11 protein-coding genes are annotated in these 12,461 nt (G+C 70.6%); all 11 read right to left on the bottom strand.

The window, feature by feature from the left end; all coding sequences use genetic code 11:
* Genes nuoL through ACZ4K2_RS13835 form a run of 11 tightly spaced genes read right to left on the bottom strand, consistent with a single transcriptional unit; the run spans position 1 to position 12,461 of the window.
* Positions 1-1,947 carry an NADH-quinone oxidoreductase subunit L gene (nuoL, locus tag ACZ4K2_RS13885; RefSeq protein WP_467476806.1) on the bottom strand — a complete coding sequence of 649 codons (1,947 nt, stop codon included), beginning with the start codon at positions 1,945-1,947 and terminating at the stop codon, positions 1-3.
* Between the two features lie 15 nt (positions 1,948-1,962).
* Positions 1,963-2,262 carry an NADH-quinone oxidoreductase subunit NuoK gene (gene nuoK, locus ACZ4K2_RS13880; protein WP_467476803.1) on the bottom strand — a complete coding sequence of 100 codons (300 nt, stop codon included), beginning with the start codon at positions 2,260-2,262 and terminating at the stop codon, positions 1,963-1,965.
* A complete protein-coding gene (locus ACZ4K2_RS13875) occupies positions 2,259-3,101 on the bottom strand; it encodes an NADH-quinone oxidoreductase subunit J (protein ID WP_467476800.1) in 843 nt (280 codons plus the stop codon). Before ACZ4K2_RS13875 ends, nuoK begins: the two co-directional genes overlap by 4 nt.
* Positions 3,098-3,748, bottom strand: coding sequence for an NADH-quinone oxidoreductase subunit NuoI (nuoI, locus tag ACZ4K2_RS13870; protein ID WP_467476797.1), 651 nt, complete (start codon positions 3,746-3,748; stop codon positions 3,098-3,100). Before nuoI ends, ACZ4K2_RS13875 begins: the two co-directional genes overlap by 4 nt.
* Entirely contained in the window at positions 3,741-5,105 is a 1,365-nt protein-coding gene (nuoH, locus tag ACZ4K2_RS13865; protein ID WP_467476795.1) for an NADH-quinone oxidoreductase subunit NuoH, read from the bottom strand. Before nuoH ends, nuoI begins: the two co-directional genes overlap by 8 nt.
* Positions 5,102-7,603 (bottom strand): NADH-quinone oxidoreductase subunit G, encoded by a 2,502-nt coding sequence (locus tag ACZ4K2_RS13860; protein ID WP_467476793.1) that lies wholly within the window; start codon positions 7,601-7,603, stop codon positions 5,102-5,104. Before ACZ4K2_RS13860 ends, nuoH begins: the two co-directional genes overlap by 4 nt.
* Positions 7,600-8,946, bottom strand: coding sequence for an NADH-quinone oxidoreductase subunit NuoF (gene nuoF, locus ACZ4K2_RS13855; RefSeq protein ID WP_467476791.1), 1,347 nt, complete (start codon positions 8,944-8,946; stop codon positions 7,600-7,602). The genes ACZ4K2_RS13860 and nuoF overlap by 4 nt, the downstream gene beginning before the upstream one ends.
* Positions 8,946-9,812: an NADH-quinone oxidoreductase subunit NuoE gene (gene nuoE / locus ACZ4K2_RS13850; protein ID WP_467476788.1), complete on the bottom strand. Its 867-nt coding sequence runs from the start codon at positions 9,810-9,812 to the stop codon at positions 8,946-8,948. The genes nuoF and nuoE overlap by 1 nt, the downstream gene beginning before the upstream one ends.
* Entirely contained in the window at positions 9,809-11,149 is a 1,341-nt protein-coding gene (locus ACZ4K2_RS13845) for an NADH-quinone oxidoreductase subunit D (RefSeq protein WP_467476786.1), read from the bottom strand. Before ACZ4K2_RS13845 ends, nuoE begins: the two co-directional genes overlap by 4 nt.
* On the bottom strand, positions 11,146-11,910 hold the full coding sequence (locus ACZ4K2_RS13840; protein WP_467476783.1) for an NADH-quinone oxidoreductase subunit C: 765 nt from the start codon (positions 11,908-11,910) through the stop codon (positions 11,146-11,148). The genes ACZ4K2_RS13845 and ACZ4K2_RS13840 overlap by 4 nt, the downstream gene beginning before the upstream one ends.
* Entirely contained in the window at positions 11,907-12,461 is a 555-nt protein-coding gene (locus tag ACZ4K2_RS13835) for a NuoB/complex I 20 kDa subunit family protein (RefSeq protein WP_007383964.1), read from the bottom strand. Before ACZ4K2_RS13835 ends, ACZ4K2_RS13840 begins: the two co-directional genes overlap by 4 nt.

The raw sequence follows: 12,461 nt of genomic DNA, 5'->3' as shown, positions 1-12,461 counted from the left end.
TCAGACCGCCCTCATCAGCAGGGTCGCGGCGACGAGGAGTGCCGCACCGCCGAACATCGAGACCGCGTAGGAGCGGGCGAAGCCGTTCTGGAGCCGGCGCAGCCGCCCGGAGAGGCCGCCGAAGCCGGCCGCCGTGCCGTTGACGACACCGTCCACCAGGGTGTGGTCGAGGTAGACCAGGGAGCGCGTCAGGTGCTCGCCGCCGCGCACCAGGACCACGTGGTTGAAGTCGTCCTGGAGCAGGTCGCGGCGGGCCGCGCGGGTGAGCAGGGAGCCGCGCGGGGCGACGGCCGGAACGGGCTTGCGGCCGTACTGGGCCCAGGCGATGGCGACGCCGACGACCAGGCAGACCATGGTGGCGCCGGTGACGGTGGTGGCGCTGAGCGGGGAGTCGCCCTCGCTGTGCCCGGTGACCGGCTCCAGCCAGTGCAGGAAGCGGTCGCCGATGCTGAAGAAGGCGCCGCCGAAGACGGAACCGACGGCCAGCACGATCATGGGGATCGTCATGACCTTCGGCGACTCGTGCGGGTGCGGCTCGCTGTGCTCGCCGCCGGTCTCGGCGGCGGGCTCGGCGCTCGGCGCCTGCGGGGAACGGGTGGGCCGGTCGCGCCAGCGCTCCTCCCCGAAGAACGTCATCAGCATCACGCGCGTCATGTAGAAGGCGGTGACGGCCGCGCCCAGCAGGGCCGCGCCGCCGAGGATCCAGCCCTCGGTGCCGCCCTTGGCGAACGCCGCCTCGATGATCTTGTCCTTGGAGAAGAACCCGGACAGGCCGGGGAAGCCGATGATGGCGAGGTAGCCGAGGCCGAAGGTGATGAACGTGACCGGCATGTACTTGCGCAGGCCGCCGTAGCGGCGCATGTCGACCTCGTCGTTCATGCCGTGCATCACGGAGCCGGCGCCGAGGAACAGCCCGGCCTTGAAGAAGCCGTGCGTCACCAGGTGCATGATCGCGAAGACGTAGCCGACGGGGCCGAGTCCGGCGGCGAGGACCATGTAGCCGATCTGCGACATGGTCGAGCCGGCCAGCGCCTTCTTGATGTCGTCCTTGGCGCAACCGACGATCGCACCGAACAGGAGCGTGACCGCGCCGACGACGGTGACGGCGAGCTGTGCGTCGGGGGCGGCGTTGAAGATCGCGCCGGAGCGGACGATCAGGTAGACGCCGGCGGTCACCATCGTCGCGGCGTGGATCAGGGCCGAGACCGGCGTCGGGCCCTCCATGGCGTCCCCGAGCCAGGACTGCAGCGGCACCTGGGCGGACTTGCCGCAGGCGGCGAGGAGCAGCATCAGGCCGATCGCGGTGAGCTTGCCCTCGGAGGCGTCACCGGTGGCGCCGAGGACCGGGCCGAAGGCGAAGGTGCCGAAGGTGGTGAACATCAGCATGATCGCGATGGACAGGCCCATGTCGCCGACGCGGTTGACGAGGAACGCCTTCTTGGCGGCGGTGGCCGCGCTGGGCTTGTGCTGCCAGAAGCCGATCAGCAGGTACGAGGCGAGGCCGACGCCCTCCCAGCCGACGTACAGCAGCAGGTAGTTGTCGGCGAGGACGAGCAGCAGCATCGCCGCGAGGAACAGGTTCAGGTAGCCGAAGAAGCGGCGGCGGCGCTCGTCGTGCGCCATGTACCCGACCGAGTACAGGTGGATGAGCGAGCCGACGCCCGTGATCAGCAGGACGAACGTCATCGACAGCTGGTCCAGCCGGAAGGCGACGTCCGCCTGGAACCCGCCGACCGGGATCCACGTCCACAGGTGCTGGGTGAGCGTGCGGTGCTCGGCGTTCCTGCCGAGCAGGTCGGCGAAGAGGATCAGGCCGAACACGAAGGAGGCGGTCGACAGCAGCGTGCCGATCCAGTGGCCGACGCGGTCCAGGCGCCGGCCGCCGACCAGGAGGACGGCCGCTCCGAGCAGGGGCGCCGCGATGAGCGGCGCGATCAGGTTCTCCACGATTCTTCCGACCCCTTACAGCTTCATCAGGCTGGCGTCGTCGACCGAGGCCGAGTGGCGGGCGCGGAACAGCGAGACGATGATCGCGAGGCCCACCACGACCTCCGCGGCGGCGACGACCATCGTGAAGAACGCGATGATCTGGCCGTCGAGGTTGCCGTGCATCCGGGAGAAGGTGACGAACGCGAGGTTGCAGGCGTTCAGCATCAGCTCGACGCACATGAAGACCACGATGGCGTTGCGCCGGACGAGGACGCCGGTCGCACCGATCGTGAACAGCAGGGCGGCGAGGTAGAGGTAGTTGACCGGGTTCACTTCGACGCCTCCTCGGGCCGCGTGGACGTCTTCGGTGCGACCGCCCCGCGCTCAAGGCGCTCCTCCGCGCGCTGCTCCAGCGCCCGCAGGTCGTTGAGCGCCTGAGTGGAGACGTCGCGGATCTGGCCGCGGTCGCGCAGCGTCTTGCTGACGGTCAGCTCGGACGGGGTGCCGTCGGGCAGCAGGCCCGCGACGTCCACGGCGTTGTGCCGGGCGTAGACACCGGGGGCGGGCAGCGGCGGGATGTGCTTGCCCTCGCGGATGCGCTGTTCGGCCAGCTCGCGCTGGGTCTTGGCGCGCTCGGTGCGCTCGCGGTGGGTGAGCACCATGGCGCCGACGGCGGCCGTGATGAGCAGGGCGCCGGTGATCTCGAAGGCGAAGACGTACTTCGTGAAGATGAGGGAGGCGAGGCCCTCCACGTTGCCGTTCGTGTTGGCCCGGCCGATGCCGTCGAAGTCCTTCAGGGAGGCGTTGGCGATGCCGGCGAACAGCAGGACGCCGAAGCCGACCCCGCACAGGAGGGCCAGCCAGCGCTGGCCCTTGATGGTCTCCTTCAGGGAGTCCGCGGCCGTGACGCCGACGAGCATCACCACGAACAGGAACAGCATCATGATCGCGCCGGTGTAGACGACGATCTGCACGATCCCGAGGAAGTAGGCGCCGTTGGCGAGGTAGAACACCGCCAGGACGATCATGGTCCCGGCGAGGCAGAGCGCGCTGTGCACGGCCCTCCGCATGAAGACGGTGCACAGGGCGCCGATCACCGCGATCGTGCCGAGCACCCAGAACTGGAACGCCTCACCGGTGGAGGTGGTGTAGGCGGCGAGTGGCGTCGTCATCGGCCGATCACCTTCTCCGAGGCCGGCTCGTCCTCGCCGGAGGTGGCGGCGGCCTCCTGCGGGGCCTCGCCCTTGGAGACGGCGACCTGCCGGACGGTGCCGGGCGCGGCCTGGGTCACCAGGCCGCGGTAGTAGTCCTGCTCGTCCGTCCCCGGGAAGATGGAGTGCGGCGTGTCGACCATGCCCTCTTCGAGGCCGGCGAGCAGTTGTTCCTTGGTGTAGATGAGGTTGGCGCGGCTGGAGTCGGCCAGCTCGAACTCGTTCGTCATCGTCAGCGCGCGCGTGGGGCACGCCTCGATGCACAGGCCGCACAGGATGCAGCGGGCGTAGTTGATCTGGTAGACGCGGCCGTACCGCTCGCCCGGCGAGTAGCGCTCCTCGTCGGTGTTGTCGGCGCCCTCCACGTAGATGGCGTCGGCGGGGCAGGCCCACGCGCACAGCTCGCAGCCGACGCACTTCTCCAGGCCGTCCGGATGGCGGTTGAGCTGGTGCCGTCCGTGGAACCGCGGAGCCGTGGTCTTCTTCTGCTCCGGGTACTGCTCGGTCAGCCGCTTCTTGAACATGGCCTTGAAGGTCACGCCGAAGCCGGCGACGGGGTTCTGGAAGCCGGGGTTGGTCTGCCCGGACTCCTGAGGCTCCTCAGCCATCGGACGCCTCCTTTCCATCCGTGGTTCCGTCACTGACAGTGTCCGGCCCGCCACTGACGATCAGCTCCCGCTCGCGGTGCGGGCGGCGCCTCGGCACCGGCGGCAGCTCCTGCCCGGGCAGCGGCGGTACGGGGAACCCGCCCGCCATCGGGTCGAAGGCGACCTCCTCGGCGGCGGGCCGCTCGGCCGTCCTCGCCTTCTCGCGGAACATGTCGGCGACGAAGGAGAGGAGCAGCAGGGCGAGGACGCCGCCGCCGACGTAGAGGGCGATGTCGGCGAAGTCGTAGTTCTCGTTGCGCAGGGCGCGGACGGTGGCGACCAGCATCAGCCAGGTCACGGACACCGGGATGAGGACCTTCCAGCCGAGCTTCATGAGCTGGTCGTAGCGGACGCGGGGGAGCGTGCCGCGCAGCCAGATGAAGAAGAACAGCAGGAGCTGCACCTTGACGACGAACCAGAGCAGCGGCCACCAGCCGTGGTTCGCGCCCGCCCAGAAGCCGCTGATCGGCCAGGGGGCGCGCCAGCCGCCGAGGAACAGGGTGGTCGAGACGGCCGAGACGGTCACCATGTTGACGTACTCGGCGAGCATGAACATCGCGAACTTGATGGACGAGTACTCGGTGTTGAAGCCGCCCACCAGGTCGCCCTCGGACTCCGGCATGTCGAAGGGGGCGCGGTTGGTCTCGCCGACCATCGTGACGATGTAGAGGATGAACGAGACCGGCAGCAGCAGGATGTACCAGCGGTCGTGCTGCTGCTCGACGATGGTGGACGTCGACATCGACCCCGAGTAGAGGAACACGGAGGCGAACGCGGCGCCCATGGCGATCTCGTAGGAGATCATCTGCGCGCAGGAGCGCAGGCCGCCGAGGAGCGGGTAGGTGGATCCGGAGCTCCAGCCCGCCAGCACGATGCCGTAGATGCCGACCGAGGCGACCGCGAGGATGAAGAGCATCGCGATCGGCAGGTCGGTGAGCTGCATCGCGGTGCGGGTGCCGAAGATCGAGACCTCGTTGCCGGCCGGTCCGAAGGGGATCACCGCGATCGCCATGAAGGCCGGGACGGCCGCGACGATCGGCGCGAGGACGTAGACCACCTTGTCCGCGCGCTTGACGACGAGGTCCTCCTTGAGCATGAGTTTCACGCCGTCGGCGAGCGACTGGAGCATGCCCCAGGGGCCGTGCCGGTTGGGGCCGACGCGCAACTGCATCCAGGCGACGACCTTGCGCTCCCAGACGATGGAGAACAGCACGGTCACCATCAGGAAGGCGAAGCAGAACACCGCCTTGACGACGACCAGCCACCAGGGGTCGTGGCCGAACATCGAGAGGTCTTCAGCGGCGAGGTACGTGCTCATGCCTCCACCTCCTTGGGGGCCTCTCCGGCGGGTGCCGGGCCGATGCGGACGAGGGAGCCGGGGCGCGCTCCGGTGTCGGAGGCGACGCCGGTGCCCGTGGAGTTCAGCGGGAGCCAGACGACGCGGTCGGGCATGTCGGTGATGTGGAGCGGCAGTTCGACCGTGCCGGCGGGGCCGGTGACGGTCAGCGGGTCGCCTTCCGCGACGCCCGCCTCGGCGGCCGTCGCGGCGGACACGCGCGCGCGTGCGGCGTGCCGGGTTCCGGCGAGCGCCTCGTCGCCGTCCTGGAGGACGCCCTGGTCGAGCAGGAGCCGGTGCCCGGCGAGCACGGCCTCGCCGACGGCGGGCCGGGGCAGGACGCCCGCGGTCTTTGCGGGCTGGGCGGCGCGGGGGCCGGACCAGGGTCCGAGCCGGTCGATCTCCGCGCGCGTGGTGCGCAGGTCCGGCAGGCCCAGGTGGGCGTCCATGGCGTCGGCGAGCATGTGGAGCACGCGGGTGTCGGCCGGGGCGAGCCGGCGGGTCATCTGGTCGGGCTTGAGCGCGGCCTCGAAGAAGCGCACCCGGCCCTCCCAGTTGAGGAAGGTGCCGGCCTTCTCGGCGACCGCGGCGACCGGCAGGACGACGTCGGCTCGTTCGGTGACCTCGCTGGGCCGCAGCTCCAGGGAGACCAGGAAGCCGACGTCGTCCAGGGCCGCACGCGCGCGTGCCGGATCGGGGAGGTCGGCGACCTCCACGCCGGCGACGACGAGCGCGGCGAGTTCACCGGTCGCGGCGGCCTCGACGATCTGGTGGGTGTCGCGGCCGTGGCGCAGCGGGAGTGCGGCCAGCCCCCAGACGGCGGCGACCTCCTCCCGCGCGCGCGGGTCGGTCGCCGGGCGGCCGCCCGGCAGCAGCGCGGGCAGGGCGCCCGCCTCGACGGCGCCGCGTTCCCCGGCCCGCCGGGGGATCCAGACCAGTTCGGCGCCGGTCGCGGTCGCGGCGCGCAGGGCGGCGGTGAGGCCGCCCGCCACGCCGGCCAGCCGCTCCCCCACGACGATGACCGCGCCCTCGGCGCGCAGGGCCTCGGCGGCGGCGGTGCCGGGCTCCTCCAGGCCGACGCCGCTCGCGAGGGCGTCCAGCCACTCGGTCTCGGTGCCCGGGGCGGCCGGCAGCAGGGTGCCGCCGGTCTTCTCCAGGCCGCGGGTGGCGTGGGTGGCCACCGCGAACACCCGCTGCTTGTGCTTGCGCCAGGCCTTGCGCAGCCGGAGGAAGACGCCGGGGGCCTCCTCCTCCGACTCGAAGCCGACCAGCAGGACGGTGGGCGCCTTCTCCAGGGCGGTGTACGTGACGCCCGTACCGTCGATGTCGCGGCCGTGGCCGGCCACCCGGGCCGCCAGGAAGTCGGCTTCCTCGGCGCTGTGCACGCGCGCGCGGAAGTCGATGTCGTTGGTGTCGAGCGCCACGCGCGCGAACTTGCTGTAGGCGTACGCGTCCTCGACGGTCAGCCGGCCGCCGATGAGGACGCCGGCCCGGGAGCGGGCGGCGGTCAGCCCGCGCGCGGCGGCCTGGAGCGCCTCGGGCCAGGACGCGGGTTCGAGGACGCCCTCGGCGTTGCGGACGAGCGGGCTGTCGAGGCGGTCCCGGCCCTGCGCGTACCGGAACGCGAAGCGCCCCTTGTCGCAGATCCACTCCTCGTTGACCTCGGGGTCGTTCGCGGCGAGCCGCCGCATGACCTTGCCGCGCCGGTGGTCGGTGCGGGTGGCGCAGCCGCCGGAGCAGTGCTCGCAGACCGACGGCGAGGAGACGAGGTCGAAGGGGCGGGAGCGGAACCGGTAGGCGGCCGAGGTGAGCGCGCCGACCGGGCAGATCTGGATGGTGTTGCCGGAGAAGTACGACTCGAACGGGTCGCCCTCGCCGGTGCCGACCTGCTGGAGCGCGCCCCGCTCGACCAGTTCGATCATCGGGTCGCCCGCGACCTGGTTGGAGAAGCGGGTGCAGCGGGCGCACAGCACGCAGCGCTCGCGGTCGAGCAGCACCTGTGTGGAGATCGCCACGGGCTTCTCGTAGGTGCGCTTCTTCCCTTCGAACCGGGACTCGGCGTTGCCGTGGGACATCGCCTGGTTCTGCAGCGGGCACTCGCCGCCCTTGTCGCAGACCGGGCAGTCCAGCGGGTGGTTGATGAGCAGCAGCTCCATCACACCGTGCTGGGCCTTCTCGGCGACCGGCGAGGTGAGCTGCGTCTTCACGACCATGCCGTCCGTGCACGTGATCGTGCAGGACGCCATCGGCTTGCGCTGGCCCTCGACCTCGACGATGCACTGGCGGCAGGCGCCGGCCGGGTCCAGGAGGGGGTGGTCGCAGAACCGCGGGATCTCGATGCCGAGCTGTTCGGCGGCCCGGATGACCAGGGTGCCCTTGGGCACGCTGATCTCGGCGCCGTCGATGGTCAGCGTGACGAGGTCCTCCGGCGGGACCGCCGCCTCTCCCCCTCCCGTGGGGGCGCTGGTGGTCACGGTCATGCGTTCACCTCCGGGCGATCCGCCCAGGCCGTCGACTTGGCCGGGTCGAAGGGGCAGCCCCGGCCCGTGATGTGCTGCTCGTACTCCTCGCGGAAGTACTTCAGCGAGGAGAAGATCGGGGATGCGGCGCCGTCACCGAGGGCGCAGAAGGACTTGCCGTTGATGTTGTCGGCGATGTCGGCGAGCTTGTCGAGGTCGGAGTGGACGCCCTTGCCGGCCTCGATGTCCCGCAGCAACTGCACCAGCCAGTACGTCCCTTCGCGGCAGGGCGTGCACTTGCCGCAGGACTCGTGGGCGTAGAACTCGGTCCAGCGGGTGACGGCCCGCACCACGCAGGTCGTCTCGTCGAAGCACTGCAGGGCCTTGGTGCCGAGCATGGAGCCGGCGGCGCCGACGCCCTCGTAGTCGAGGGGGACGTCGAGGTGCTCGTCGGTGAACATCGGGGTCGAGGAGCCGCCCGGCGTCCAGAACTTCAGCCGGTGGCCCGGCCGCATGCCGCCGCTCATGTCGAGGAGCTGGCGCAGGGTGATGCCGAGCGGTGCCTCGTACTGGCCGGGGCTGGCGACGTGGCCGCTGAGCGAGTAGAGCGTGAAGCCCGGGGACTTCTCGCTGCCCATCGACCTGAACCAGTCCTTGCCGTTGTTCAGGATGGCGGGAACCGACGCGATCGACTCGACGTTGTTCACCACGGTGGGGCAGGCGTAGAGCCCTTCGACGGCGGGGAAGGGGGGACGCAGCCGCGGTTGCCCGCGGCGGCCTTCGAGCGAGTCGAGCAGTGCGGTCTCCTCACCGCAGATGTACGCGCCCGCGCCCGCGTGCACGGTGAGCCGGAGGTCGAGCCCGCTGCCCAGGATGTTCTCGCCGAGGTAGCCGGCCGCGTAGGCCTCGCGCACGGCCTCGTGCAGCCGCCGCAGTACGGGGACGACCTCGCCACGCAGGTAGATGAAGGCGTGCGACGACCTGATGGCGTAGCACGCGATCACGATGCCCTCGATGAGGCTGTGCGGGTTCGCGAAGAGGAGCGGGATGTCCTTGCAGGTGCCCGGTTCCGATTCGTCGGCGTTGACCACCAGGTAGTGCGGTTTTCCATCACCCTGCGGAATGAACTGCCACTTCATTCCGGTGGGGAACCCCGCGCCGCCGCGGCCGCGCAGTCCGGAGTCCTTGACGTACGCGATCAGGTCGTCCGGCGACATGGCGAGCGCCTTGCGGAGGCCCTCGTACCCCTCGTGCCTGCGGTAGACGTCGAGCGACCAGGACCGGTCCTCGTCCCAGAAGGCCGACAGCACGGGTGCGAGCAGCTTCTCGGGGCTCGGGTCCTTGACCTCGGGTACCACGGTCATCACTCCCCCTCCTCGGCGGTGGGCCCTGCCGGGTGGGCGGGGTCGGAGGCCGATGTGTCCTGCGGCGCGTCATGGGAACTGAGGTGCTCGGCCGGCGACGGCTCGTGCACCCTGTCCTGCGGTCCCCCCTGCGGACCTCCGCGCGGATGGACCACGCGCGCGGGTGCGGCCTCTCCCTTCGCCAGGCGGAGGCCCACCAGCGACGCGGGTCCCGCACTGCCGCTCTCCTCGACGGCCCCGGGCCGCTCGTCGGGGAAGCCGGCCAGGATCCGCGCGGTCTCCTTGAACGTGCACAGCCGGGCACCGCGCGTGGGCTCCACGGGCCGTCCCGCGCGCAGGTCGTCGACCAGGCGCTTGGCGCTGGCCGGGGTCTGGTTGTCGAAGAACTCCCAGTTGACCATCACGACGGGCGCGAAGTCGCAGGCCGCGTTGCACTCGATGTGCTCCAGGGTGACCTTGCCGTCGCCGGTGGTCTCGCCGTTGCCGACGCCCAGGTGCTCCTGGAGGGTCTCGAAGATCGCGTCGCCGCCCATCACCGCGCACAGCGTGTTGGTGCAGACGCCGACCTGGTAGTCGCCGGAGGGCTTGCGCCGGTACATGGTGTAGAAGGTGGCGACCGCGGTGACCTCGGCCGTGGTCAGGTCCAGCATGTCCGCGCAGAACCGCATGCCGGTGCGCGTGACGTGGCCCTCCTCCGCCTGCACGAGGTGGAGCAGCGGCAGCAGGGCGGACCGGGAGTCGGGGTAGCGCGCGATCACCTCGCGCGCGTCCGCCTCCAGCCGGGCCCGGACGTCGTCCGGGTAGGCGGGCGCGGGCGGTTCGGGCATGCCCAGGCTGACGCCCCGCTCGGAAGAAGAGGTGGTCACCGGTCGACGCCTCCCATCACGGGGTCGATGGACGCGACGGCGACGATGACGTCGGCGACCTGGCCGCCCTCGCACATCGCCGCCATGGCCTGAAGGTTGGTGAAGGACGGGTCGCGGAAGTGGACCCGGTAGGGGCGGGTGCCGCCGTCGGACACGGCGTGCACGCCGAGTTCGCCCTTGGGGGACTCGACGGCCGCGTAGGCCTGTCCCGGCGGGACGCGGAAGCCCTCGGTGACCAGCTTGAAGTGGTGGATCAGGGCCTCCATGGAGGTGCCCATGATCTTCTTGATGTGGTCGAGGGAGTTGCCGAGTCCGTCCGGGCCGAGGGCGAGCTGGGCGGGCCAGGCGATCTTCTTGTCGGCGACCATGACGGGGCCGGGCTGGAGCCGGTCCAGGCACTGCTCGACGATCCTGAGGGACTGGCGCATCTCCTCCAGGCGGATGAGGAAGCGGCCGTAGGCGTCGCACGTGTCGGCGGTCGGGACGTCGAAGTCGTACGTCTCGTAGTCGCAGTACGGCTGCGTCTTGCGCAGGTCGTGCGGCAGGCCGGTGGAGCGCAGGATCGGGCCGGTGGCGCCGAGGGCCATGCAGCCGGCCAGGTCGAGGTAGCCGATGTCCTGCATGCGGGCCTTGAAGATGGGGTTCCCGGTGGCGAGCTTGTCGTACTCCGGGAGGTTCTTCTTCATCTTCTTCACGAACTCGCGGATCTGGTCCACCGCGCCGGGCGGCAGGTCCTGGGCGAGTCCGCCGGGCCGGATGTACGCGTGGTTCATGCGCAGGCCGGTGACCAGCTCGTAGATGTCGAGAATCATTTCACGATCGCGGAATCCGTAGATCATGATCGTGGTGGCGCCCAGCTCCATGCCGCCGGTGGCGATGCACACCAGGTGGGAGGACATCCGGTTCAGCTCCATCAGGAGCACCCGGATGATCTTGGCACGTTCGGTGAGCTGGTCCTCGATGCCGAGGAGCTTCTCGACGGCGAGGCAGTAGGCGGTCTCGTTGAAGAAGGACGTCAGGTAGTCCATGCGCGTCACGAACGTGGTCCCCTGCGTCCACGTGCGGTATTCGAGGTTCTTCTCGATGCCGGTGTGGAGGTAGCCGATGCCGCAGCGGGCCTCGGTGACCGTCTCGCCCTCGATCTCCAGGATCAGGCGGAGCACCCCGTGGGTGGAGGGGTGCTGGGGGCCCATGTTGACGACGATGCGTTCGTCGTCGGCGCGGGCCGCGGACTGGACGACCTCGTCCCAGTCCCCACCGGTGACCGTGTAGACGGTGCCCTCGGTGGTCTCGCGTGCGGACGCGGCCGACGCGGCGGATGCTGACTGCGTGCTCACGAGTACGACCTCCGCTGGTCCGGAGCCGGGATCTGGGCGCCCTTGTACTCGACGGCGATGCCGCCGAGGGGGTAGTCCTTGCGCTGCGGGTGGCCCTGCCAGTCGTCCGGCATCATGATCCGCGTCAGGGCCGGGTGTCCGTCGAAGAGGATCCCGAAGAAGTCGTAGGTCTCGCGTTCGTGCCAGTCGTTGGTCGGGTACACGGAGACCAGCGACGGGACGCGCGGGTCGCTGTCGGGGGCGCTGACCTCGAGCCGGATCAGCCGGTTGTGGGTGATCGAGCGCAGGTGGTAGACGGCGTGCAGTTCGCGGCCCTTGTCGTTCGGGTAGTGCACCCCGCTGACGCCGGTGCACAGCTCGAAGCGCAGGGCCGGGTCGTCGCGCAGGGTGCGGGCGACGGTGGGCAGGTGCTCGCGCTCGATGTGGAAGGTCAGCTCGTCGCGGTCGACGACCGTCTTCTCGATGGCGTTGCCGGGGACGAGTCCCTGCTCCTCCAGGGCGCCCTCCAGCTCGTCGGCGACCTCGTCGAACCAGCCGCCGTAGGGGCGGGCCGCCGGTCCCGGGAGGCGGACCGAGCGGACCAGGCCGCCGTAGCCGGAGGTGTCGCCGCCGTTCGCGGCGCCGAACATGCCGCGCTGGACGCGGATCTCCTCGCCTCCCTCGCCGCGCCGGCCGGGGAGGTTGGCGGCCGAGAGGTCCTTCTCGGGGTTCGCCCCGTTCACCGGGCCGTTCGCGCCGTTGGTGCCGTTCGCGCCGCTCACCGCAGCAGCCCCTTCATCTCGATCGTGGGCAGGGCCTTGAGCGCCGCCTCCTCCGCCTCGCGGGCCGCTTCCTCGGCGTTCACGCCGAGCTTGGAGGACTGGATCTTCTGGTGGAGCTTGAGGATCGCGTCCATGAGCATCTCGGGCCGGGGCGGGCAGCCGGGGAGGTAGATGTCGACCGGGACGATGTGGTCGACGCCCTGGACGATCGCGTAGTTGTTGAACATGCCGCCCGATGAGGCGCAGACGCCCATGGAGATCACCCACTTGGGGTTGGGCATCTGGTCGTAGACCTGCCGCAGGACGGGCGCCATCTTCTGGCTGACCCGGCCGGCGACGATCATCAGGTCGGCCTGGCGCGGCGAGCCGCGGAAGACCTCCATGCCGAAGCGGGCGAGGTCGTAGCGTCCGGCGCCGGTCGTCATCATCTCGATGGCGCAGCAGGCCAGGCCGAAGGTGGCCGGGAAGACGGACGCCTTGCGCACCCAGCCCGCGGCCTGCTCGACGGTGGTGAGCAGGAATCCGCTCGGCAGCTTTTCTTCGAGTCCCAT

It is taken from the genome of Streptomyces sp. NPDC025833 (assembly GCF_055558055.1).
The sequence above is the reverse complement of the archived record's forward strand: the minus strand, read 5'-3'. Positions and strand labels throughout refer to the sequence as shown.

Coding starts and splice junctions, on each gene's coding strand:
- ACZ4K2_RS13835 (WP_007383964.1), bottom strand. CDS start 12,461: ATGGGACTCGAAGAAAAGCTGCCGAGCGGATTCCTGCTCACCACCGTC.
- ACZ4K2_RS13875 (WP_467476800.1), bottom strand. CDS start 3,101: ATGACGACGCCACTCGCCGCCTACACCACCTCCACCGGTGAGGCGTTC.
- nuoH (WP_467476795.1), bottom strand. CDS start 5,105: ATGAGCACGTACCTCGCCGCTGAAGACCTCTCGATGTTCGGCCACGAC.
- ACZ4K2_RS13860 (WP_467476793.1), bottom strand. CDS start 7,603: ATGACCGTGACCACCAGCGCCCCCACGGGAGGGGGAGAGGCGGCGGTC.
- nuoI (WP_467476797.1), bottom strand. CDS start 3,748: ATGGCTGAGGAGCCTCAGGAGTCCGGGCAGACCAACCCCGGCTTCCAG.
- nuoF (WP_467476791.1), bottom strand. CDS start 8,946: ATGACCGTGGTACCCGAGGTCAAGGACCCGAGCCCCGAGAAGCTGCTC.